General features: G+C 41.7%; 19 protein-coding genes. 15 read left to right on the top strand and 4 right to left on the bottom strand.

Annotated elements, in window-relative coordinates; all coding sequences use genetic code 11:
• Positions 1-117: 117 nt before the first annotated feature.
• Positions 118-2,145 (top strand): acyltransferase family protein, encoded by a 2,028-nt coding sequence (locus NSS67_RS19160; RefSeq protein ID WP_339315179.1) that lies wholly within the window; start codon positions 118-120, stop codon positions 2,143-2,145.
• Between the two features lie 111 nt (positions 2,146-2,256).
• Here the strand turns inward: NSS67_RS19160 and NSS67_RS19155 are convergent, their stop codons facing one another.
• Positions 2,257-2,841, bottom strand: coding sequence for an AAA family ATPase (locus tag NSS67_RS19155; protein WP_339315178.1), 585 nt, complete (start codon positions 2,839-2,841; stop codon positions 2,257-2,259).
• Between the two features lie 233 nt (positions 2,842-3,074).
• On the opposite strand from NSS67_RS19155, the gene NSS67_RS19150 reads away from it, so the two are divergent.
• Together NSS67_RS19150 and NSS67_RS19145 are read left to right on the top strand one after the other, a co-directional pair.
• Complete coding sequence (locus NSS67_RS19150; RefSeq protein ID WP_339315177.1) at positions 3,075-4,631, top strand: ABC-F family ATP-binding cassette domain-containing protein; 1,557 nt, start codon at positions 3,075-3,077, stop codon at positions 4,629-4,631.
• Positions 4,632-4,735: 104 nt separating this feature from the next.
• Positions 4,736-5,845: a phosphotransferase gene (locus tag NSS67_RS19145; protein WP_339315176.1), complete on the top strand. Its 1,110-nt coding sequence runs from the start codon at positions 4,736-4,738 to the stop codon at positions 5,843-5,845.
• A 33-nt stretch (positions 5,846-5,878) separates the two neighbouring features.
• On the opposite strand, the gene NSS67_RS19140 is transcribed toward NSS67_RS19145, so the two are convergent.
• On the bottom strand, positions 5,879-7,546 hold the full coding sequence (locus tag NSS67_RS19140) for a ribonuclease J (protein WP_339315175.1): 1,668 nt from the start codon (positions 7,544-7,546) through the stop codon (positions 5,879-5,881).
• 142 nt (positions 7,547-7,688) lie between these two features.
• Between NSS67_RS19140 and NSS67_RS19135 the strand changes: the two genes are divergently transcribed.
• The 7 genes from NSS67_RS19135 (at position 7,689) to NSS67_RS19105 (ending at position 14,861) form a co-directional block, all read left to right on the top strand.
• Positions 7,689-8,144 (top strand): GNAT family N-acetyltransferase, encoded by a 456-nt coding sequence (locus NSS67_RS19135; RefSeq protein WP_339315174.1) that lies wholly within the window; start codon positions 7,689-7,691, stop codon positions 8,142-8,144.
• Positions 8,145-8,229: 85 nt separating this feature from the next.
• On the top strand, positions 8,230-8,763 hold the full coding sequence (locus tag NSS67_RS19130; protein WP_339315173.1) for a TetR/AcrR family transcriptional regulator: 534 nt from the start codon (positions 8,230-8,232) through the stop codon (positions 8,761-8,763).
• 13 nt (positions 8,764-8,776) lie between these two features.
• The gene (locus NSS67_RS19125; RefSeq protein WP_339315172.1) at positions 8,777-9,103 is read left to right on the top strand and encodes a multidrug efflux SMR transporter; all 327 of its coding nucleotides are present in this window, start codon (positions 8,777-8,779) and stop codon (positions 9,101-9,103) included.
• Positions 9,104-9,121: 18 nt separating this feature from the next.
• On the top strand, positions 9,122-9,472 hold the full coding sequence (locus tag NSS67_RS19120) for a multidrug efflux SMR transporter (protein ID WP_339315171.1): 351 nt from the start codon (positions 9,122-9,124) through the stop codon (positions 9,470-9,472).
• Positions 9,473-9,749: 277 nt separating this feature from the next.
• Positions 9,750-13,667 (top strand): discoidin domain-containing protein, encoded by a 3,918-nt coding sequence (locus NSS67_RS19115; protein ID WP_339315170.1) that lies wholly within the window; start codon positions 9,750-9,752, stop codon positions 13,665-13,667.
• A gap of 196 nt (positions 13,668-13,863) precedes the next feature.
• Positions 13,864-14,205 carry a DUF1801 domain-containing protein gene (locus NSS67_RS19110; protein ID WP_339315169.1) on the top strand — a complete coding sequence of 114 codons (342 nt, stop codon included), beginning with the start codon at positions 13,864-13,866 and terminating at the stop codon, positions 14,203-14,205.
• A gap of 152 nt (positions 14,206-14,357) precedes the next feature.
• The gene (locus NSS67_RS19105) at positions 14,358-14,861 is read left to right on the top strand and encodes a hypothetical protein (RefSeq protein WP_339315168.1); all 504 of its coding nucleotides are present in this window, start codon (positions 14,358-14,360) and stop codon (positions 14,859-14,861) included.
• Between the two features lie 175 nt (positions 14,862-15,036).
• On the opposite strand, the gene NSS67_RS19100 is transcribed toward NSS67_RS19105, so the two are convergent.
• Entirely contained in the window at positions 15,037-16,122 is a 1,086-nt protein-coding gene (locus NSS67_RS19100) for a helix-turn-helix transcriptional regulator (RefSeq protein ID WP_339315167.1), read from the bottom strand.
• A gap of 128 nt (positions 16,123-16,250) precedes the next feature.
• Here NSS67_RS19100 and NSS67_RS19095 point away from each other — a divergent pair, with 128 nt between their 5' ends.
• The 5 genes from NSS67_RS19095 (at position 16,251) to NSS67_RS19075 (ending at position 22,818) form a co-directional block, all read left to right on the top strand.
• Positions 16,251-17,345, top strand: coding sequence for a saccharopine dehydrogenase NADP-binding domain-containing protein (locus tag NSS67_RS19095; protein WP_339315166.1), 1,095 nt, complete (start codon positions 16,251-16,253; stop codon positions 17,343-17,345).
• A gap of 211 nt (positions 17,346-17,556) precedes the next feature.
• Positions 17,557-19,941: a polyprenyl synthetase family protein gene (locus NSS67_RS19090; protein WP_339315165.1), complete on the top strand. Its 2,385-nt coding sequence runs from the start codon at positions 17,557-17,559 to the stop codon at positions 19,939-19,941.
• Positions 19,942-20,092: 151 nt separating this feature from the next.
• Positions 20,093-20,908 (top strand): sugar phosphate isomerase/epimerase, encoded by an 816-nt coding sequence (locus tag NSS67_RS19085; RefSeq protein ID WP_339315164.1) that lies wholly within the window; start codon positions 20,093-20,095, stop codon positions 20,906-20,908.
• Between the two features lie 16 nt (positions 20,909-20,924).
• Positions 20,925-21,998, top strand: coding sequence for a Gfo/Idh/MocA family oxidoreductase (locus tag NSS67_RS19080; protein WP_339315163.1), 1,074 nt, complete (start codon positions 20,925-20,927; stop codon positions 21,996-21,998).
• A gap of 13 nt (positions 21,999-22,011) precedes the next feature.
• Positions 22,012-22,818, top strand: coding sequence for an alpha/beta hydrolase (locus tag NSS67_RS19075; protein ID WP_339315162.1), 807 nt, complete (start codon positions 22,012-22,014; stop codon positions 22,816-22,818).
• 352 nt (positions 22,819-23,170) lie between these two features.
• On the opposite strand, the gene NSS67_RS19070 is transcribed toward NSS67_RS19075, so the two are convergent.
• Complete coding sequence (locus tag NSS67_RS19070) at positions 23,171-23,926, bottom strand: DeoR/GlpR family DNA-binding transcription regulator (protein WP_339315161.1); 756 nt, start codon at positions 23,924-23,926, stop codon at positions 23,171-23,173.
• Positions 23,927-24,040: the final 114 nt, after the last annotated feature.

Raw genomic sequence — 24,040 nt, 5'->3', positions numbered from 1 at the left:
GATTTCGTTCCCCGACGTGGCCAATATAAAAAACATTTTCACTTGATTACAGAACTTTTCATACAGTTACAGCGTCTTATTTATGTACGATAAATCATCGGTAAGGAATGAAACATTATGAAAGACAACACGAAGCATTTCAGAAATAATATGAGGAGCCGCTCATCTATACAACCTGCAGGCGGCAGGCGTTATGTGCCAGGAATTGATGGTCTAAGGGCTTTATCAGTACTCGCGGTAATCGCTTATCATTTGAATTTAAATTGGGCTGAGGGTGGACTTCTCGGCGTTGGAATATTTTTTGTTATTTCAGGTTATCTCATTACTGACCAAATCATTACCAAGTGGGAGCGGCACCGAAGACTGAATCTTATAGACTTTTGGTTCCGTAGAGCCCGGAGGCTGCTGCCGGCGATGATCGTCATGCTTCTTGTTGTCGCAATATGGCTCTTAATTATTGAACCTACAAGATTGTTTGGATTGAAGGGTGACTTTTTATCCTCCTTATTTTACTTCAATAATTGGTGGCTAATATTTCATAATGTCTCCTACTTTGAGAGCTTTGGACCGCCTTCTCCGATCGGACATTTATGGTCGCTTTCGATTGAAGGACAATTTTATATTCTGTGGCCAATAGTTCTCATTATAGTGATGAAGATCGCTCGTCGTCGAGGTAAGCTTATTGCATGGATTATGGTTAGTGCATTTGTCTCAGCTTTAGCGATGGCATTGATTTACGTACCAGGTACAGACCCAAGTAGAGTGTATTATGGAACGGATACCCGCGTATTTGCACTTCTCATTGGTGCAGCCCTTGCAGTTGCATGGCCAAGTCAGAAGCTTAATGATAAGGTCTCAGAACCGGCTCGACGTGTGCTTGATATCGTAGGTGGACTTGGACTCATTCTATTATTGATACTTTTTAATCAGGTTAATGAATATGATGATTCGCTTTACCGTGGTGGGTTTTTCGTAATTTCTTTGATCGCTGCTGTAGTTATTGCCGTACTCGCTCATCCTGCCAGCCGACTGGGATCGATTGTAGGCTGCAAGCCTTTGCGTTGGATCGGAGTGCGATCATATAGCTTGTACATATGGCATTTCCCAGTTATTATCCTTAGCAGTCCGAATGTGAATACTGAAGAAAGCAGCATGCTCCGTATCATAATTCAGGTAGCTGTGAGTTTTACACTAGCTGCATTGTCATACAAGTATGTGGAGGAGCCCATTCGGAGGGGTTCATTAAAGGAAACTTGGAAAAATATAAGTGTAAAAAAACGCGGTGGCATTCGTCCAGGTTTCCTAGTGGCTGTTATTGCTGTGATTCTTATACCTATCGCCTGCAAAGGTTATTTGTTAAACGCTGGATCTGATAAGGCGCTGGAAACGGCAGGCATGCAGAATGAACAGCAACAACTACTGCAACAACAGCAACAGCAACAGCAACAACAACAACAGCAACAGCAACAAGATGTGGGAATAAAGGATGATCCCGCAGATCAGAAGTCGATAGACGAAGGCACGACCGATATACCAACAGTACCAGCTATAGCACAGGATAATACGGATTCTGAAGTGAAAAAACCTGATACGGAGTTGGGAAAAACCGATACAGAAGAGGAACAGCCTAATTCTGAAGCTGAAGAAAAGAAATCAGTGTCTGGAGAGAACCAATCAGGAAAAGACGTTACGGCCATTGGAGATTCCGTCATTTTGGACGCAGCACCTTATCTCTCTGAAGATTTACCTGGTATTGTAGTCGATGGTAAGATCGGTAGACAGATGGTGAAAGCTCAGGAGGTAGTAGAGCAGCTTAAGGCAGAAGGCCGGTTGGGTAAACGGATTATCATTGAGCTGGGAACCAATGGATCCTTTAGTTCAAAGCAATTACGTGAACTACTGAACTCACTAAGCGATGCTGAGCATGTTTTTTTGGTCAATTCACGCGTCCCAAGAAAATGGCAAAATAATGTAAATCACAATATTTCAAAAGTTTCCAGTGAGTTTAGTAATACGAGCGTAATAGACTGGCACTCTGCTAGTGAAGGGAAAGACGAATATTTCTACAATGATGGAGTGCATCTGAAACCTGAGGGTGCTGAGTATTACGCTTCTATTCTAGTAAAAGCCTTGAAAAGTAAGTAACTTGTGATCCCAACCGAAGTCATAATGTAATATTATAAAGACCGGCAAGAGAATTCTCTCTTTGCCGGTCTTATTTTTCGTGAACGCATATCATTGAAGAGCATCTAATTTCTAGCCGTAGATAAAATGTTCCACCGCAGCCACAGTCTCCGTATTGTCTGTGTTAGAATTGTCGATCACCTTAACATTGGAACTTGGGAGAGGCCATTGTACACTACGGTTTCTAAATGATTTGCGGAATTCATCCCAATGTTGGAACTTCCATTCATCGAGTGGTGATTGTCTATCTTGAATCCGCGTCCGGTATAATTTCTCATTGGCTAGTTCGACCAAGGCCACTTTGACTTCAACATCTTGCAGGGAACGACCGATACGAGACAACTCGTTACTGATCCAGTCAGGATTGGCAGCCTCTTGGGTAAATGGCCCAACCACAAATGCATCCACATTCAGACCAATATTGTCTAGCGCTGCGTCCATCGTAATCCGGTAACCCAAATCACGGCATAATCTTTTGTACTCGGCGGAATCTCGATCTGCTGGGTCCAATCCATGTAAGGTCATGATGGCGTCTGCAGCTGGACTTAAGAGAATATCCATATCAAAGAAGGGGACTTTACGCCGGGAAGCAATTGCTTTAGCTAAAGTGGTTTTACCTGCCCCAGCTGGCCCCAGAAAAAATACAAGTTTGTTCATCACTGACTCTCCTTAGAACCTCAATTCAAGGCTAATGTATTGCACTGCATACTATCATATAAAAGATGGTGAGCTATCGCCAGCGCAAAAATTGTCACTTGCCAGATATGACCTGAAAACCTGAGATATTTCGAGTTATGGGCTATAATTTGATATTTTTTTGCTTCTCCATTGAGTTTTTGCGTAATCCTGCTTATAATATAGCGAGAAAAATAAGAAAAAGGTGTCTATAAATGAGCATATTAAATGTAGAAGGATTAAGTCATGGCTTTGGAGATCGCGCGATCTTCAAGGATGTTTCATTCCGTCTTCTAAAAGGCGAGCATATCGGATTATTCGGCGCTAACGGCGAAGGTAAATCCACTTTTATGAATATTGTTACAGGTAAGCTGCAACCGGATGAAGGGAAAGTCGAATGGTCCAAACGGGTACGTGTCGGCTACCTTGATCAGCATGCGGTGTTGACCAAAGGTATGACCATTCAAGATGTACTCAGAAGTGCTTTTCAGTACCTGTTTGATCTTGAGGCAGAGATGAACGATATGTACGGCAGAATGGGTGACGTGACGCCTGAAGAGCTGGAGAAGCTGCTTGAAGAAGTAGGGACGATCCAGGATACACTTACGAATCAAGATTTCTACATGATTGATGCGAAAGTGCAAGAAACCGCTCGCGGATTAGGGATTACCGATATCGGTCTGGATCGCGACGTAGCGGATCTAAGTGGTGGACAGCGTACCAAAATCTTACTTGCGAAGCTCTTGCTTGAAAAACCAGACATTCTGCTCCTAGATGAGCCTACGAACTATCTGGATGAGCAGCATATTGAATGGCTGAGACGTTATCTTCAAGAGTATGATAATGCCTTTATTCTGATCTCTCATGATATGCCATTCTTGAACAGCGTTATTAACCTGATCTACCATATGGAAAATCAAAAGCTGACCCGTTATGTGGGTGATTATGAGCAATTCCAACAGGTCTATGAAATGAGAAAACAGCAGCTTGAATCTGCTTATAATCGCCAAAAGCAAGAAATAGCAGAATTGAAGGACTTCGTTGCTCGTAACAAAGCCAGTGTGGCAACCCGTAACATGGCGATGTCCAGACAGAAGAAGCTTGATAAGATGGAGATTATTGAGATTGCGAAGGAAAAACCGAAACCACAGTTTAACTTTAAAGAAGGAAAAACTGCGGGCAAGATGATTTTCGAAGCAAAAGAATTGGTTATCGGTTACGACGCTCCGTTGTCCAGACCACTTAATTTGTTAATGGAGCGTGGACAAAAGATCGCATTGGTCGGTGCGAACGGGATCGGTAAAACCACCTTACTACGCAGCATCTTAGGTGAAATCCAAGCATTGTCCGGTTCGGTAGAACGTGGATACCATCAGGAGATTGGATACTTTGAGCAAGAAATGAAGGAAGGCAACTACAAGACTTGTATTGAGGAGATCTGGGATACATTCCCATCCCTTTCACAATTCGAAGTTCGTGCTGCCCTTGCTAAATGTGGACTGACCACGAAGCATATTGAGAGCAAGATCGCTGTCTTGAGCGGTGGCGAAAAAGCAAAAGTGCGTCTATGTAAGCTCATTAACAGCGAGACTAACATTCTCGTATTGGATGAGCCGACGAACCACTTGGATATCGATGCAAAAGACGAACTGAAGCGCGCTCTAAAAGCATACAAAGGAAGCATTCTTATGATTTCTCACGAACCAGAATTTTATCAGGACATCGTGACCGATATTTGGAATTGCGAAGATTGGACAACAAAAGTATTTTAATAAGCAAATTTTTATTAAACAAGCCTATGAGGTGTTAACGAATCTGTTACGCTTCATAGGCTTTTTTTAGCGAATAAGAATAGGGGTTTAACAGGGAGGGTCTAGTGTTAGAGAATAAAATGGATCAGCTTAACATCAGTGTTCAACGAATTTTTGGAGAACAAGAAGTAGAAATAGTCAATTTCACATGCGAGGATTTAGATTATAAGACACCTAACTTTACAACAGCGGGTATCTTTCATCTTCACGGTTTCGCACTAATTAATCATGAACAAAAACCTTGGTCAATCATTTTAAAAATAATCAAGCCCGATAGTGAAGAGAAAGAAGAACCTCAGCATCACAATTACTGGCGTCGAGAAGCCCTAGTCTTCGCATCTAAGATTCTGGGTGATCTTCCGGGCTCGATCCAATCTCCTAAGTGTTATCTTGTTGAGGAGCAAGTAGATGGTACTGTATGGTTATGGATGGAACGAATTGAAGGGGAATATGCGCATACAAAGGAGCAGTTTGATTTTATCGCTGAACGGTTAGGCCGATTCAATGGAGCTTATCTTATAGGAAATAAAATCCCTGATGAGAACTGGATATGCAGAAACTGGCTTAAGTCATGGACTACGTCCAGTAGAATGTATGCACCTAACCCTGAACAATATATTCATCAATTACATAGTGACAACGACCAAAACCTTTGGGCTTGGTTCCAAGATTTTACTAAGCGGATAGACAGTAACTTGAGTTCTTTAAATAGCTTGCCTAGAGTGCTTGCACATCAGGATCTCAGTCAAATGAATATGTTACTAACTCAGAGTGACAAAGAGAAGGATCGTTTAGTAATGATAGACTGGCAATTTATGAGCATATCAGGTATAGGCGAAGACCTTGGCAAAATGTTTGGTGTAAATATGAGTCTTGGTGTGATTCCTATCGATCGTTACGAGGAATATAAAGAATCTTTATTTCAAGCTTATATCAAGGGCTTAAAGGATACGGGAGGGCAGGGGGACGAGCAACTTGCCAGATATGGTTTTTGCTTAAGCACTGCTTTACGTAGCATCTGGGAATTCCCGCAATACTGTTCATTGGCCGCGCAGTTACACTCTGATCCATTAAACTGTAGTCTTCAAGAGCGGATTGCGCAGTTAGAGAAAATCATTATTGTACATCAAAAAATGGCGCTAGAAGCCGACGCGTTGAAAAAATGGATCATGTAATAAAGGAGCTCCCACCACAGGAGCTCCTTAATGCTACACCTCAATAATGATGGGGAGAATCATCGGACGTCTTTTCGTTTTCTCGTACAGGAATCTACTCAGAGTCTCCTTGATCGTGTGTTTGATGATATTCCATTCGCCAAGGTCAGCCTCACTCATCTTTTGAAGGGTGGAGGTTACAAGCTGGTTAATCTCATCCATTAAAGCTTCTGAGTTACGAACATAGATGAATCCTCTGGATACTGTATCCGGTTCGTTTAATAGACGTCCATCTGCTTGGCTGAGTGTTATCACTGTAATCAGAATGCCGTCAGCTGACAGCTGGCGACGATCGCGTAGCACGACATTCCCAATGTCTCCAATCCCAAGACCATCCACAAGGGTCTGTCCAGCAGCCACTCGGCCAGATTGGCGGACGACACCTGATGATGACTCGACGATGTCTCCATTTTTTAGAATAAAGATATTATCGGGGTTAACACCAACTGACTCCGCCAACAAGCTGTGATGATGCAGCATGCGGTATTCACCATGAATCGGTATGAAATATTCAGGTTTCATCAAGGTTAACATTAATTTAAGCTCTTCTTGGCTAGCATGGCCGGAGACATGAAGCTCACTTCGTGAACCATAGATAACTTTTGCACCAAGAACATATAGATTATCGACGATTCTTGATACATTACGTTCATTTCCGGGAATAGGATTGGCAGCTAATAGAACGGTGTCTCCGGTTTGGATTTCCATCAGTCTATGACTTGAGTTAGCTAATCGGGAAAGTGCAGCCATGGGCTCACCTTGACTACCTGTACATAATACAGTTACCTGCTCTGGGGGGAGCTTAGCAGCTTCTGATGGTTCGATCAGCATGTTCTCAGGAATACTTAAGTACCCGAGTTCTTGGGCCACACCTACGACATTCACCATACTTCTGCCAAGTAAGGTCACTTTGCGTTCGGTTAAATGAGCAGCTTCAATGACCTGTTGTAGACGATGTACATTTGAAGCAAAGGTAGAAATAAAAATTCTGCGGTCAGCTTTTAGGAACGCTTCTTCTATGTGTGCGCCTACGAGCTTTTCAGAAGGGGTGAAGCCAGGGCGTTCTGCATTGGTACTCTCTGACAGTAGGAACTTTACACCGTTCTTCCCGATGTCGGCCATTTTATGTATATCGGGATATTGCTTATTAACTGGGGTCATGTCAAATTTGAAGTCCCCAGTATGAACAACGGTCCCTTCAGGTGTATCGAATACAACACCAAGGCAATCCGGAATGCTATGGTTCGTGTTAAAGAATGTTGTAGTAAATGCTCCTAGCTTTAAAGTAGACTCAGAATCAATGCAATTTAACTTAGTTTGTCGCAAAATTCCATGTTCCCTCAGTTTGTTTTCGATTAAACCTAAGGTTAGACGGGTCGCGTAGATTGGAATATTTAATTGTTTAAGCAGATACGGAATTCCTCCAATATGATCCTCATGTCCATGAGTTACCACTAATGCTCGAACCTTATCAAGATTGTTTAATAAATACGTTACATCGGGAATAATCAGATCAATCCCTAGCAAACTTTCGTCCGGGAATTTAGAGCCGCAATCAATGACAACAATATCATCAGCATATTGCAGCAAATACATATTCTTACCAATTTCATTAACACCGCCTAATGCTGCAATCCAAAGCTGCTTCGCTGCCACTTTCATTGGAGTCCCCCCTTTAATAAATTCACCAATATTATGTATGAAACTCAATATAATTATCCTTTCTTTGCGATGGTACAATATAATTAGATGGATAACTGAACAGACAGGGGACATTTTAATCATGCACATCAGACACATACAAATGAAAGATAATCAAGCCATTGAACAGATCATTAGGAATTGCCTGATTGAGTTTGGCGGGAATAGAGCAGGGCTTGCATGGGAAGATGACAGCCTGCAACATTTATATGAATACTACAATCATAGCGAGAATCGGGCCTATTGGGTTGTTGAAGAAGAAGGAGAAGTATTAGGTGGCTGCGGAATTGCTCCTTTCGGGAATGAAGATGAACTATGCGAATTGCAAAAGATGTACTTAGCTCCGTCTACTAGAGGAACCGGAATAGCGATTGAACTATTAAACGTAGCTCTTAGCTTTGCCAAACTTCATTACAACAAATGTTATCTGGAGACTTTGCAAAACATGCACGCTGCCAACCGTTTCTATACGAAAAATGGATTCGAGCTCTTAGATGCCCCCTTAGCGGGATCAGAGCATTTTGCTTGTGATGCTTGGTATATAAAAGATTTAGTCTGATCGATTTATGTCCGTTTTCAACTACCAATTTTTATTTGACAATAAAACCGTCCAGACGGTATAGTAAATGCCAGAGGTGATAAACATGAACAGTAATTCTAAACGTAAAACTATTTTAATAGCGGCTTCAATGATTGTGAAAAATAACGGTGTAGAGAAACTTACACTTGAAGCTGTTGCTAAAGAGGCTGGAGTCAGTAAAGGCGGACTACTTCACCATTTTCCAAATAAAGAAGCTTTGATAAAAGGCATGGTAGAACAATTAACGAATGATTTTTTTACCAATGTTCAAGAAAAGGTAACGAGTACATCGATAGAAGCTGGGAAGTGGAGTCGTGCGTTTACTGAAGCCTTAGATGAAGATATTAAAGAAGGTAAAGAGATCGGTACCGCACTAACGGCTGCTCTTTTTACCAATCCAGATATTCTTAGTAAGTTTCAAAATCAATATGCAGTGTGGCAAAAAAACATAGAGAACGATGGTATTGATCCAGTACGTTCTACTATCGTAAGGTTGGCAGCTGACGGGTTATGGTATTCCGAAATGTTCGGATTAGGTGTGTTAGATGAGGAATTACGCAATAAAGTGATTCAAGAATTGATAAACATGACGAAGTAAGGAGTGGCGTTCTTTGAATTCATATGTATTATTGGCAACAGCGATTATCTGTGAGGTATTTGGCAGTTCAATGCTAAAAGTATCTAACGGGTTTAAGAAGCTACTTCCTTCGATGGGTGTTGTACTTGGAATGGGCTTAGCTTTTTATAGTCTTTCTTTAGCACTTAAAACAATTCCATTAGGAACAGCTTATGCGATTTGGTCAGGGGTAGGTACAGCATTAACGGCCTTAATTGGCGTAGTCATTTATAAAGAGAGCTTCAACCGTAAGAAATTACTGGGGCTGCTGCTCATCATTGGCGGCGTTATCGTTATGAAGCTCTCTATTGGGGCTCATTAGAATTCGGAGGATATTAGTATGAAAAAAAATGTAGGATATATCGCGCTAAGTATAGCAATTATCAGTGAGGTCATAGGAACTACTTTGCTGAAAATGTCAGAAGGATTTACGCAATTACTCCCTTCTATAGGTGTTGCTATTGGTTTTTTTATAGCATTTTATAGTTTATCTATATCACTCAGAGAATTACCATTAAGTTTAGCTTATGCGATTTGGTCAGGTGTAGGTACAGTTCTAACAGCGTTCGTTGGTATTGTCGTGTGGGGAGATCCATTTGGGATTCTTACTTTTGCCGGAATCGTATTAATAGTAGGTGGGGTAGTGTTATTAAACGCTCCAGCCAAAGGTGAAGACAAAGTACGGGCCTGATAAATCAGGCTCTTTTTTTATTTTTAAACTGATGCCATAGATTCCGTAAATCGTATAGTTTCGTGATAATGGTATCACATACCTTTTCCGTAGGATTACATCTTATAGCTTTAGGCGCTGTTTCTCTATAATGAGAGTGTCTGAAAGTGAAAGGAGGGTGTGGTTCTTTTTTATGTGCGCTTAGATGGTTCCGAAATGTAAACGCTATCATTTTAGCGCATTGATAGGTTCGTGTATTTCTGAGAATCGAACAACTTTGAGGAGGATTAAAATTAAAATGCGTAACAAGTATGTTGTATGGTCGCTAGTAGTATCCATGCTGATTTCAAGTTTATTCTTGGCTGCGGGTCCGTTTAATTTTGTCTCTGCCTCCGGAGGACCAAACCTGACACTCGGAAAAAATGTAACGGCGAGCGGTCAATCACAAACCTATAGTCCGGATAATGTTAAAGACAGCAATCAAAGTTCGTATTGGGAAAGCGCGAACAATGCGTTTCCACAATGGATTCAAGTCGATCTGGGTGCAAATACGAATATTGATCAAATCGTTCTTAAGCTTCCTTCTGGTTGGGAGACACGGACGCAAACACTGGCTATTCAAGGTAGTACAAACGGTTCAACGTTCACTGACATTGTAGGGTCCTCCAATTATGTATTTAACCCATCAGTGGCAGGAAATAGCGTTACGATCGATTTCGCCTCAACTAGTACGCGTTATGTTCGTCTGAATGTAACGAGCAACACAGCCTGGCCGGCAGCACAGCTCTCTGAATTCGAGATTTATGGTGCTAGTGGTCCTAACCCTACAGCAACACCAACACCAACACCTACCGGCACTTACGAAGCTGAAACTGCCTCCCTGTCCGGAGGAGCTAAAGTGAACACGGATCATGTCGGATATTCCGGTACTGGCTTCGTGGATGGATATTTGACGCAAGGCGCAACTACGACATTCACGGTTAATGTGCCAGCAGCAGGCAGTCGTGAGGTGACGTTGAAATATGCAAATGCAAGTGGCAGTACAAAGACAATAAGTGTCTATGTCAATGGTACCAAAATTGGCCAGACCTCACTATCTAACTTGGCAAATTGGGATTCATGGAGCACTAAAATTGAAGTTCTTAATCTGAATGTAGGTAGCAACACAATCGCATATAAATATGATGCTGGTGATTCTGGCAACGTTAATCTTGACCAAATTACAGTAGCGTCGACGACAATTACACCTTCAGCAACTCCAACGTCCACGCCAACACCGACACCAACAGCTACACCAACGCCAACGTCTACGCCAACACCAACGCCAACGCCAACGCCAACGCCAACGTCTACGCCAACACCAACACCAACGCCAACAACCACACCGACAGCTGTACCGGGCAGCAATATTGCTATCGGCAAGACAATTACCGGTTCTTCCAGCACTCAAACATTCGTAGCAACAAATGCGAATGATAACGACACAAGCACATACTGGGAAGGTGGCAGCAATCCAAGTTCATTGACGCTCGACTTAGGCGCGAACCATAACGTTACTTCAATCGTATTGAAGCTGAACCCAGCCTCTGCATGGAGTACTCGTACCCAAACGATTCAGATACTCGGTCACAATCAAGACACGATTTCCTTCAGTAATCTGGTATCTGCACAATCGTATACGTTTAATCCAGCTTCGGGCAACACAGTAACGATTCCGGTTACGGCGACGGTTAAACGTCTGCAGTTGAATATTACTTCGAACTCCGGTGCTCCAGCTGGGCAAATCGCGGAGTTTCAAGTATTCGGTACACCAGCGGCAAATCCTGATCTACTGATGACAGGCATGTCATGGTCACCTACATCTCCGATCGAGGCAAGTGCAATTACATTAAATGCAGTTGTTAAGAATAACGGAAATGCTAGCTCCGCAGCAACAACTGTCAACTTCTACTTAAACAATGAACTTGTTGGATCTGCTCCGGTAGGGTTACTAACTGCAGGCGCTTCGACAACAGCCTCAATGTCATTAAATGCTGGAGCCAAAACTGCTGCGACCTATGCTCTCAGCGCAAAGGTAGATGAAAGCAATGTGATTTTCGAACAGAACGAAGGGAATAACAGCTTTACTAACGGGGCTTCGCTCGTTATAGCTCCTGTATCAAGCTCCGACTTAGTTGGCGTGGCTTCATGGACACCAAGTAATCCAGTGGCCAATAGTTCAGTAGCTTTTACGGTGAATCTTAAGAATCAAGGGACCATAGCTGCTGCAAGCGGTTCTCATGGCATTACAATAGCGCTTAAGAACTCGGCCGGCTCCACGATTCAAACATTTAATGGATCCTATACCGGGACCATTGCTGCTGGCGTTTCTGTTAACGTAACCATTCCAGGGACATGGACAGCGGTTAACGGCAACTACACTATAACAACTACCGTTGAAGTGGATGCGAATGAAGTAACAGCCAAGCAATCAAACAATGTAAGCACGACTAACCTGGTTGTGTACGCCTTACGTGGTGCAAGCATGCCTTATAGTCGCTATGATACCGAAGATGCTTCTCTAGGCGGAGGGGCTACTTTGAAATCTGCACCTACGTTTGATCAAGCATTAATTGCTTCAGAAGCCTCTGGTCAACGTTATGTAGCACTTCCATCAAATGGCTCGAACGTAGGATGGACTGTTAGACAGGGGCAAGGTGGCGCGGGTGTGACCATGAGATTTACTATGCCGGACTCTTCGGATGGTATGGGACTGAATGGTTCACTTGACGTGTACGTAAATGGAGTAAAAGTCAAAACGGTATCGTTAACATCCTACTTCAGCTGGCAGTATTTCTCTGGAGATATGCCTGGTGATGCACCTAGTGCTGGGCGTCCACTCTTCCGATTTGATGAAGTGCACTGGATATTGGATACCCCTCTACAGCCAGGAGACACCATCCGTATTCAGAAGAACAATGGAGATAGCCTGGAATATGGCGTTGATTTCCTTGAAATCGAACCCGTTCCTACTGCAGTCGCTCGTCCGGCGAACTCCGTGTCAGTGACAGATTATGGTGCTGTAGCAAATGATGGTCAGGATGACCTTTCAGCTTTTAAAGCAACGGTGAATGCAGCTGTTGCAGGCGGTAAGAGCATGTATATTCCTGCCGGAACATTTAATCTTAGCAGCATGTGGGAAATTGGTTCTGCCAGCAATATGATCAACAACTTTACGGTTACAGGTGCTGGGATCTGGCATACGAACCTCCAGTTTACTAATCCTAATGCGGCGGGCGGCGGTATTTCACTCCGTATTAGTGGCAAGCTAGATTTTAGCAATGTTTATATGAATTCGAATTTGCGATCCCGTTATGGACAAAATGCAATTTACAAAGGATTCATGGATAACTTCGGCACTAATTCAATCATCCATGATGTCTGGGTAGAACATTTTGAATGTGGCATGTGGGTAGGCGACTATGCTCATACACCTGCTATTTATGCCAGTGGGCTTGTTGTTGAAAACAGCCGGATTCGGAACAATCTTGCCGATGGCATCAACTATTCCCAAGGAACTAGCAATTCAATTGTTCGAAACACCAATGTACGAAATAACGGAGACGATGGTCTTGCAGTGTGGACTAGTAACACCAATGGCGCTCCAGCAGGTGTAAATAACACGTTCTCCTATAACACGATTGAGAATAACTGGCGTGCAGCAGCCATCGCATTCTTTGGAGGCGGCGGTCATAAAGCTGACCACAACTACATCATAGACACTGTAGGTGGTTCTGGTATTCGCATGAACACCGTATTCCCTGGTTACCATTTTCAGAATAACGCTGGCATTGTTTTCTCAGATACAACGATTATCACAAGCGGAACCAGTAAAGACCTATACGGTGGAGAACGTGGAGCCATTGATTTGGAGGCATCGAATGATGCCATCAAGAATGTAACCTTTACCAACATAGATATCATTAATACACAACGCGATGCAATCCAGTTTGGCTATGGTGGTGGGTTTGAGAATATCGTGTTCAACAACATCAATATTAATGGCACTGGACTAGATGGGATTACAACCTCACGGTTCTCAGGGCCACATCAGGGTTCGGCAATCTATACCTACACAGGCAATGGTTCAGCAACGTTTAACAACCTGACGACAACGAATATTGCTAACCCTAACCTGAATTACATCCAGAGTGGTTTTAATCTAACAGTCAATTAAGAGATAGCGTTAAAAACAAGCTGAATTCTGATATGTGGACATGTGGGGGAAGTTCTTCGGAACTTTCCCTTTTTTATTAGGAGCTAGTGAAATTCTTCAAATTAGGGAGGATAATGATATGAAGAACAAGAAATAAAAGGTAGTAGAAAGCAACTACAGAATATTAAACTGTTACGTATTAAAGGAGAGATGAAAAATGAATCAGGAAGTAATCGATTTTATTGAAGCGTTAAAAGAACCATGGCAGGTGGAATTATCCAATACGCTTCGAGAGGTTGTTCACCAGGCGATTCCGGATGTGCAGGAACGAATTCAGTACAAGAAGCCCCATTTTTTGAAAAATGGTAAATACGCAGCAGCCATTTCAATATCGAAAGATGCGGTGAGCTTTGTTATTTTTAATACAAGTGAGCTCGAGTTTCCAGAAGGGATGTTCGAGGGTCCTCCGGAGAGGAAAACACTTAAACTGCGTAAAGGGGATATCGTTGAGGCGGCTCAATTAGTGACATGGGTCAGTCAAGCCTCAGCTTCCCTTTAATTATATGAATCATGATTCAGGACGGTATCTCAAAGTCATTTGGCTTTATGGGATATCGTCTTTTTTTGGACGGATTTTGCTCTATCCATACATAAACGTTCTATAAATTGTAAAAAATACATCAAGACCTAGCAGCGAAGGGAATGAAACCCATGAAGAGATTAATACAAATTTGTTTCTTACTACTTACACTTCTTGCACTTAGTGCATGCTCAAAGCCAGAGCCAGATAAATCCCAGCTGCCACCCCCAACAGTTGTACCAAGCGGAGCTGAGGAGAGATATAGACTTGACTCACTGGCCTCTTTGATTGGAAAAGAGGATGCTCAAGTTGTCCAATCTCTCGGCGAAGGAGCACCTTATCGTAATGAAGGTACGAAGTCTACCCTTTTATCCCGCGAATATAACAAGAAGATTGTGAATCATGTGGCAATTCTTCAGGTCTCCTATGATGATTCCGGAAAAGTGATTGGAGAGACGATTCATTTTGAACAGGCTACCAAGGAAAAATTAATACAAGAGATAACGCAACAGCTTGGAGAGCCTACAACTACCAGTGAAGATATAAACTTTCGTATGATATGGCAGACGGATAACGCCAAAATTTCTTTAATTGAATCCAATGCGACGTTGTCTATATCCATAGATACGAAGTGATTTTTTATTTAAAAGTATCCACTCCGGTTCGTTCATCATATCGGATAAGAGGGTACTTTTTTTATTGACCTCTTTAAAAAATATTGTTCATTTCATCTTGTCTGATGGCAGTAATGGCTACTAAAGGCTTATATCATATGCTGGTCAGTCAACCGCCTGAATAAAGATTAACATCTTACGTCTCTTTAATATTGTAGCGAGAATGCAAATACCAAATAAGTTCTCTGCGGCTGCTGACCCCTGATTTGCTGAAAATGGACTTTAAATGATCCTGGACGGTGTATGCAGAAATATGTAAAGCAGAAGCCAATTCTTTAGTGGATAATCCTCGAATTACACCGTGTAATAGCTGCTGCTCACGTTCCGTCAAACTATACGCTTCAGCAATGATGGGGAGCATGTCATCTGGTCGCGCGGGTTCGAATGAAATGGCAACCTGGTTCTGACCGTCATACGCCTGAAGACGGCTTGCTCGAACGACTAAATAGGGCCCCTCAGTCATTCGAATGCATACCTTCGCTATCCCTACAGATTCAGAGGGGCTGCTTAACGCTTGTGTGCTTACAGCACGGATTGGACGTGGCAACACATGAGCATCTATCATTTCCAATGAACGGAGTTTGTCTAACCAGCGATCCGCTGTGGGGTTGGAGGAGAGAAGAGCCAAGTGATCAGACAAAACTGCAATGCCGGAACCATAATGATCTTCAAGCCATGTCTCATTTCTATCAGGAAGCTCAAGACTGAAAGCCCTCATTCTAGCTGCAATCAGAGGGATAAGCGAGGTGATCCAATCGCATTCCTCTTGTAAGAATTCCGATTGATCTGCATTCCTGTACAGCGTCAAATAGCCCCAACAAGCTTCTCCATGAATAAGCACTGCTCGTAATTCATCCCCAAAACCTGCTGGAAACAAAACCTTTCGATATCGAGCACTCCGCTCTGGTTGCTGCTCGGTTGCAGCATATATTGTAGCTACGAGGAGTTTGCTATTAACCATTTGCTCATAAGTGTTAACATCATCCTCACCGTATTCAATCTGGAACAAGTGGGGATGAATGGATTCTACATTGTCTTCAGTAACCGCACCAGTTGAAAGCAATGTTTGTGGATCAACATGAGTACAGCAGGCGGCATCAAAAGGAACAGCTCCTCGCAAGAGCGACAGCAAGGAAGTACGGTAGTTGTGAGATGAATTAGCAACGATACCTAGCTTTATGATTTGATTCTTTATTAGATTGAATTGTTTATTGATGTTCATAGGGTAGCCCTCTAGTCATTAATGTATTATTACGAACCCCACATTTGTGGGATAGTGAACGGAAGTGAAATCCGTATAATTGAGAATGATTCTTAATTAACTCTATTATATAGGATGCGGTGATAACAATGCAGAAAAAAGAAGATATTATTGTCGTTGGTGGTTATGGACATGTTGGGCGTACGATATGTGAAATATTAGAGAAAAAGTATACAGGTAAAGTATTTGCTGCAGGGAGAAGTCTTGAAAAAGCAGAGATTTTCAGACAATCTACTCATGGGAAAATAAAACCTTTACAGTTGGATATTAATAAGCCATTAGCTTCAGATTTACTAGATCGAGTAAAGCTAGTCATCATGTGCTTGGATCAGACGGACACGAATTTGGTAAAAGCCTGCTTTCGCAGTGGTACGCATTATGTAGATGTATCAGCGAATGGTTTGTTTTTGTCTAAAATAGAGGCGTATCGTGAAGAGGCTGAACAGCATGGAGCTTGTGCCATTCTAAGTGTAGGACTTGCACCGGGTATAACCAATCTAATGGCTCTTGAAGCTGAGAAGCAGATGGATCAAATTGAAGAGATTGAAATAGCGATTATGCTCGGACTTGGCGATTCTCATGGTAAGGCGGCAATAGAATGGACTTTGAATAGTTTAGGCGAAAAGTTCGAAGTGAAGCAGAATGATCGTCAGGTAGAGGTGAAGAGCTTCACTGACAGAAAGCTGTATCACTTTGGTGATGATTTAGGGAGTCGTCATGCTTATCGTTTCCCATTCTCAGATCAACAGACGCTTGGCCGGACACTCAAAGCATCGACCATATCTACACGGTTTTGTCTGGATTCGGTCATGATTACTAAAATACTGGCTAAAGCCAAAAAAACAGGTGCCGTTCGTCTGCTGAAGATAGGCTGGTTGAACAGGTCGATGGTTCGTGCTATGGAATGGCTACATTTAGGTAGTGACCGGTTCATTGTCAAGGTTGAGGCTCGTGGAAGAAATCTGGAGGGAAAGCGACTGCATGCTGAATTATTATTGCAAGGAACAAATCAATCCATCGTCACGGCAAAAGTGACAGCAGCAGTATCAATGCTCTTGTATGATTCACCATTTCCGGGTGGCGTTTATCATATTGAGCAGATTACAGATTTAGCATGTATACAAAAGGAATTAGGAACGACCTTGTCTCTTGAAGTCCAAGTAAGAGAGCAAAATATTGATTAAGTTGAAAATGTATGTTCTATGATTCTACGTAGCATCGAGTAAAACATACAATTTAAGTAGTACATATTTAAGAAGCTTGACTAGTCAGGCTTCTTTTTCGTAACCCAAAACAGTTTTGACCGTATTAATTGATGAACATTTCATTCAGGAAGAAATTCTGTTCTTTCCTAATGGGTCATGTTAACAAAAAGAGAAGTTGAGGTCATCACCTATGAATGAAAAATTTACAGATTACGCCAATACAGGATATCCAACCGCTGAGCAGAAGGCGGCTCAATATTTTGCATCTCTTCGTGAACAGTTCAAAGAAAAAGCTTATGTGTCTACCTTGACTGAAGATTTTCGGTTGTGGAAGAAGAACCATATTCATCGTCGTTCATGGTTATCCTTTTTATCAAGAGGGAAGGGGAAACCTGATTCTCAGGATTATCATAAATATTTAGGATGGCTGAATCAAACGGGTAAATTGGATGATTATTTGGACCGAAGCGTTTCCTATCTATATATGAGAGATCTGGGGCAAGCTTTAGATTCACCAAACACACAGACCCGGATTAAACGTATGGTTGCCGATATTAGAAATCAGATGATTCATCAAGGCTCGACAAGTACGGAGGATCAGTCAGATTTCATGAGTTTGACGGGGATCTATCGTTGGGCTCAGAAAGAAGGCGTTGAAACAGCCACGATTTGGGTGATAGACAAACTTAAACAGGTATCAGCACATCTTCCTAGTGAAATGAATCCTGAGCAAGCTCAGCGTAAATTGATCAAGATCATTATTGGGGTGATTCTCCATGTGATGGAAGAGGTGGACGATGAAGTAACACCTGTGGATCGTGCTAAGAGAATTGATGAAGCGATTCGGCTGGGTTATTCGTATGGCCTAACTTATCCATTCATTGACGATCTCCTTGATTCCAGTGTCTTAACCGATCAAGAGAAAGAACAGTATTCTGATATGATACGCGTAGCAATCCTTAATAGAGTTGTGCCGGAGATGGGAGAATGGTCCGGAGAGAACCTGCCGTTCATTCGATTTGTACATTCGGAGCTCAAAGAGGCTTTTGAGTATATTAGGGGTTATCAGCGGGCAGAAATGCAGGATGCATTTTTCGAGCAGTCCTTTGTGTTTTTTCATTCCCAGGAATTGGATCGGATGAAGGATCTAACTAACCCTGAATACAGCAATGAAGAGCTTTTTATACCGATCATTTTAAAATCTTCTTCTTCCCGTTTAATTGTCCGATCTGTAATTAGTGCTCCAACTGATGACGGATTTGATCAACGGACCTTCTTCTATGGGCTATACAATCAGCTGGCAGATGATTTTGCGGATATGTTTGACGATATGAAAGAGGGTGCGGTAACTCCCTATACCTATTATTTAAAATACCGTAGTCAACGTAAGGATTTGATCAATCCTTTTGAATTATACTGGACGGTCATTTCCCATTTAATACACACCGTGTATCACTCCGATCCTAAAACTCGTGAGGTGATATTAGATCGAGCCATTAACGGTCTGAAGCGCTGTAAAGAACGTGTAGGTACTGAAAAGTATAAAGAGATCATGGAGATATTCGCTTCTGGTCAACCGGAATTTAATCGACTTGTGCAGCAGATGGTGCGGAAAGCGGACGATGTGGATTTCTTCGATAAACTGCTTCGGGATCAGTTGCTCTTGAATCTGAAAAACAGCAAGAAGGAAAAAGCGGAATTTCGAGATACGCTTCAAAAGGTACGGGATCAAATCAACAGTCAATTACTGATCACCAAGCCTAACGGGATGCCAGCCATGAAAGAAATGCTTATTGATGCGGCTAATTATAGTCTAGAAGGGGATGGCAAGCGAATAAGGCCTATATTGACTTGGGTCATGGGCGTTAAGGAATATGGTCTAGATGCATCGGCAATTGTGCCTCTTCTGAGATCTTTGGAATATATGCATACCGCTTCACTAATCTTCGATGATCTTCCATCCCAGGATAATGCTTCAACCCGAAGAGGTCGAACAACCCTGCACGAAGTGTACAATAGTGCCACGGCGGAATTAACAGGTCTGTTTCTGATCCAGAAGTCAATTGAGGAGCAAGCGTCGCTTCATACATTTGATCCAAAAGCTGTGCTAGCCTTGATGCAATATTCAGCTCAAAAAGCAGAAGACACATGTATGGGTCAGGCGATGGATTTAAATTCTAAAGGGAAAGCATTGACGCTAGAGCAATTGAATATGATTTGTTTTTACAAGACTGGAATTGCATTTGAAGCTTCACTTGTAATGCCAGCCATTCTCGCTCAGGTTAAGGAGTCGGAAATTCTGGCTTTGAAAAAATTTGCCTATCATGCGGGGATTGCCTTTCAGATTAAAGATGATTTACTCGACTTGGAAGGGGATCATCATTTACTCGGTAAACCCATAGGTCAGGATGTGGAGAATAACAATTCAACGTTTGTAGCTATCCTTGGGGCAGACGGTGCACGAAAAGAGATGTGGGAACACTACTGTCTCGCTATGGAGGCTTTAAAGGAAATTCCTCGTAATATTGCCTTTCTGAAGCATTTATTGAATTACATGATTAATCGAAATCGATAATTGGTTTAACTATAGAGTGTTGGCTACATTGCCAGCACTTTTTTATGTTTTCATAATTGATTATTAGTTCTCTTTGGTAATTGAATTTTATTGTTTATAATTGAAAATGCGTGTATGATGAGGTTGAAAAGAAATAAAGGAGGTGTGACTTGTGAAGCTAGGAATTTTCACGAAAGTGTACATCGATTATGAACTGGAGATTGCCTTACGCAAAATCAAAGCTCAAGGGATAAGTACCGTACAATTCAATTTTGCAAACGTTGGGTTGGCGAGCTTACCTATTGAAATTAGTCAGGAAACCATCTCTCAAATCAAAGAAGCAACAATCAATAGTGGGGTTAACATTGCTGTAATCTCAGGGACGTTTAATACGTTGGAGCTAAATGAGGAGAAGAAAGTCGAGGATCTGCAATGTTTTAAAAATGTAGTTGAGGCAGCATCAGCATTATCTGTTCCGTATGTTTCTATTTCTACGGGAAGCTTGAACCAAGAAGATTATTGGAGTCCTCATCCTGATAATCATACGGAAAAGGCATGGAAACTATTATACGAGAGCCTTACATGGATGCTGAAAATTGCAGAAGCCAATCAAGTGACTTTAGTATTTGAGCCTGAACAAGCGAATGTGGTGAGTTCGGTAGAAGATTCTTTGAGACTGTTAAAAGATCTGAATACACCTTACCTAAAAGTTTTGTACGATGCAGCAAATCTAGTGACCCCAGAGGATCATAAGAATCTTATAGGAAAGATCTCCAAAACACTAACAGCGCTAAAGGATCACATTGCCATTGCACATTGCAAGGATGCTTTTGTAACCGAGGAGAAGATCACTTTCGCACCGATAGGTAAAGGAAACTTGCCCTTAAAGGAATACCTAAATGAATTAAGTGAGTATTATGATGGTCCCGTTATAATGCATGGTTTAGGTGAAGACGATGTTGTGTATGCTTTGAATTATCTTACCTAGAATAGGAGGATTAAATATGAATAAGGACAATAGATTATTAAATATCGGTGTGTTAGGCTGCGGTCAGATTTCACAAGCAGCGCATTTTGACTCTATAAGACGTTCACGCAATGCTAACCTGTACGCGATATGCGATGTGGATGAATACTTGCTCCAAAGAATGAATGCTATCTATGAACCTGAAAAGGTCTATACAGCTTATGATCAAATGCTGGCTGACCCTGACGTTGATGCTGTAGTCATCGGAATTGCGGATCAATTTCATGTGGAGGCTGCTAAACAAGCAGTGAAAGCTGGTAAACATGTTTTGGTAGAGAAGCCTTTAGGTGTATCAATCGAAGAAGTAGAAGAATTGAAAGAACTTGTAGATCTTACCGATCTCAAGGTTCAAGTTGGAAATATGAAGAGATATGATTCAGGTATAGTAGCAGCCAAAGATTTTGTTGAACACGAAATGGGAGAAATCATTGGACTAAAAGCTTGGTATTGTGATTCCACCTATCGATACACTGTGACAGAGAATGTGCAGCCAGTGATCATACCCGGTAAGAATATTAAAAGACCTGCTGGTGATCCAAAAGCGAATAAAGAGCGTTATTATATTTTAGGTCATGGAAGCCATTTATTCGATACCGCAAGATTTCTAGGTGGGAACATTGTAAGTGTTAAAGCGTGGAATACACAAAAGTTCGGTGCTTATTGCTGGTTTATTACTGCGGAGTTTGAAACCGGCTTTGTGGCTCAATTGGATTTGACCATTGCGGTTCGGATGGATTGGCATGAAGGGTTCCAAATCTATGGTGAATTCGGATCCGTAGTTGGGAAGACGTATAACCCTTGGACATTAAAATCAAGCGATGTAGAAATTTTCAAGGCTAGTGATAACAGCTACCACAGACCGCTCGGAGCAGATGGTCATTTTTATAGATTGCAGATTGAAGGTTTCGCAGATTCTATTCTGCATAATAAGCCAGGTTTAGGTGCAACGATTGAGGATGGAATGGCGACGATGAGAGCGATGCTCGCTGTAGAAGAATCCGTGAAGACCGGAAATACGATTTACCTAAGTAACGTTTCTGGTCCTTTGTAAAGGAGGGGAGAGTATGCCTTATTTTACTTACGATCACATTCAATTTTATTATGAAGATGATGGAGGGAATGGTGAGCCTTTTATATTTCTTCATGGTCTGGGGGGAGACGTCAATCAAACTTTCGGTTTAATGAAGCAATCAGATCACATCCGAAGGATCTCACTAGATTTCCGAGGTCATGGAAAGACTGCGGCGTTTGGACATGTGGATGATTTTTCTTTTAAACAATTCGCGGAAGATGTGATGGCTTTAGCGAAATACCTGCATATCCAACGATTTAATTTAGGAGGGATTTCAACAGGTGCTGGGGTGTCGCTTCATTTGGCATTGAGATATCCGGCTAGTGTTAAGAAGCTTATTTTGTCTCGTCCAGCTTGGGTAGATAAGCCGCAAGACGATTTGGTTTGTGAGGCTTTTTCCAAAATCCATGATGCACTGCAGGATACAGATACTCTTACCGCTCGAAACTTATATGAGAATTCAGAGGTCTACCAAACCATGAATTCATTATCCTCATATGCAGGTGAATCCTTACTTGGGCAGTTTAATTATCCATATGTAAGAGAAACCTCAATGAAGTTTGTAAAGTTGCCAAAGGATTGTCCTAATGATGATCGTAACGCATGGAGAAACTTAAAGATGCCCACTTTGATCCTTGCTAGTCAACTTGACCCCATTCATCCATATGCCTATGGATTGTTACTCTCTGAACATATCCCCAACGCTCAATTTATTGAGGTCACTTCTAAAACGATCAATAATAAGCAGCATAATCATGATTCGTACGACGCGATCAAGAACTTTCTAAACAAGAGATGAGCACAATCTTCAGACGGTGTTCATCTTTTTTTATGTAAATGTCACCAGTAACGATAACCGACGCATAAACCTGCAAAAGTACATTTTTTAATGATACGCGGAGTGCTAAAGCAATAATTCCTGCAAATCTGCAGTTATTCTTACTTCAGATGAAGTCTCCGAGCCATAAATGAGAAAATACCTGTATATTAGCAGTTTTAGGATTTAATGAAGAGAATATCTACTCGAATAACTGTACTCATGCAGGTTTCTAGTCCAGCGAAAGGTGCGGATGAAATAGAGGGATTAACTTTTTCATAGTGTGATGTGAGCCGAGGGCTCATGAAAGCTTTTTGTACAAAACAGGAATGAACTATACTGTAACCACATGTACTCCAAGTTTTGTATATGTATCAATAGTCTTATTATCTACTGTACTTTCAGTGATCAAATAATCTAACGAGGATACGTTAGCTACAAAAAAAGTCGAAATTTTCTCAAGCTTTTCTTTCGTAGCAATGGCAATAACCATAGATGATTGTTCAATGAGTTGATTCTTAATAATGGATTCCTCATAAGAAGGGACAGTTATACCGTCCTTTGAATCCAGCGTGGATACGCCAAGTATCGTTAGATCCAAATGGATTTGCTGTATCGCTCTAAGCGTTGAAGCTCCGAATAATACTTGGTTCTTTTTATCGAGATCGCCACCTAGTAAGGTTATACTAGCTTTGGACAACCGGCATAGCGATAACGCAATTGCTGGGGAGTTGGTAATAATTCTTCCATCAAAATGCTCAGGGATGTTCTCAGCTACTTTTAAATTAGTGGATCCGCCATCAATAAAGATAACCTTTGAATTCTCAATAAGCGTGCAAGCTCGTTTAGCTAACTCAGCTTTGGTTTGGCTATTAACTTCAACACGTGTATTGAAATCCTTCATGTCACTAATAAGGCTATGGGCTCCACCATGAATTCGTTTGAGAAGTCCCCTCTTCGACAGGCTTTGTAAGTCTTTTCGAATGGTATCTTCTGTTACATTTAATTCCTGTGTTAATTTCTGAACAACAACACGGCCTTCGGTCTCTACTTTTTTTAAGATGTACGCTTGTCTGTCAGCTTTTAGCATCGATCCACCTCTTTTCACAAAATGCTCTAAAGGTTGTACTTAACGTTACTATTTTACTACATATAAATGAATTTGAAAAAATCAATCGTTTTTACGTTCAACTCCGTCTTACTT

It is taken from the genome of Paenibacillus sp. FSL R10-2734, assembly GCF_037963865.1.
Classification (GTDB): domain Bacteria; phylum Bacillota; class Bacilli; order Paenibacillales; family Paenibacillaceae; genus Paenibacillus_AQ.
This window is presented reverse-complemented; position numbering and strand designations above follow the sequence as displayed.

Bases quoted from the DNA above. Each gene is read 5' to 3' on its own strand.
- NSS67_RS19075 (WP_339315162.1), top strand. From the start codon at position 22,012: ATGCCTTATTTTACTTACGATCACATTCAATTTTATTATGAAGATGAT.
- NSS67_RS19090 (WP_339315165.1), top strand. From the start codon at position 17,557: ATGAATGAAAAATTTACAGATTACGCCAATACAGGATATCCAACCGCT.
- NSS67_RS19080 (WP_339315163.1), top strand. From the start codon at position 20,925: ATGAATAAGGACAATAGATTATTAAATATCGGTGTGTTAGGCTGCGGT.
- NSS67_RS19140 (WP_339315175.1), bottom strand. From the start codon at position 7,546: ATGAAAGTGGCAGCGAAGCAGCTTTGGATTGCAGCATTAGGCGGTGTT.
- NSS67_RS19110 (WP_339315169.1), top strand. From the start codon at position 13,864: ATGAATCAGGAAGTAATCGATTTTATTGAAGCGTTAAAAGAACCATGG.
- NSS67_RS19135 (WP_339315174.1), top strand. From the start codon at position 7,689: ATGAAAGATAATCAAGCCATTGAACAGATCATTAGGAATTGCCTGATT.
- NSS67_RS19160 (WP_339315179.1), top strand. From the start codon at position 118: ATGAAAGACAACACGAAGCATTTCAGAAATAATATGAGGAGCCGCTCA.
- NSS67_RS19120 (WP_339315171.1), top strand. From the start codon at position 9,122: ATGAAAAAAAATGTAGGATATATCGCGCTAAGTATAGCAATTATCAGT.
- NSS67_RS19130 (WP_339315173.1), top strand. From the start codon at position 8,230: ATGAACAGTAATTCTAAACGTAAAACTATTTTAATAGCGGCTTCAATG.
- NSS67_RS19155 (WP_339315178.1), bottom strand. From the start codon at position 2,841: ATGAACAAACTTGTATTTTTTCTGGGGCCAGCTGGGGCAGGTAAAACC.
- NSS67_RS19105 (WP_339315168.1), top strand. From the start codon at position 14,358: ATGAAGAGATTAATACAAATTTGTTTCTTACTACTTACACTTCTTGCA.
- NSS67_RS19095 (WP_339315166.1), top strand. From the start codon at position 16,251: ATGCAGAAAAAAGAAGATATTATTGTCGTTGGTGGTTATGGACATGTT.
- NSS67_RS19100 (WP_339315167.1), bottom strand. From the start codon at position 16,122: ATGAACATCAATAAACAATTCAATCTAATAAAGAATCAAATCATAAAG.
- NSS67_RS19150 (WP_339315177.1), top strand. From the start codon at position 3,075: ATGAGCATATTAAATGTAGAAGGATTAAGTCATGGCTTTGGAGATCGC.
- NSS67_RS19115 (WP_339315170.1), top strand. From the start codon at position 9,750: ATGCGTAACAAGTATGTTGTATGGTCGCTAGTAGTATCCATGCTGATT.
- NSS67_RS19070 (WP_339315161.1), bottom strand. From the start codon at position 23,926: ATGCTAAAAGCTGACAGACAAGCGTACATCTTAAAAAAAGTAGAGACC.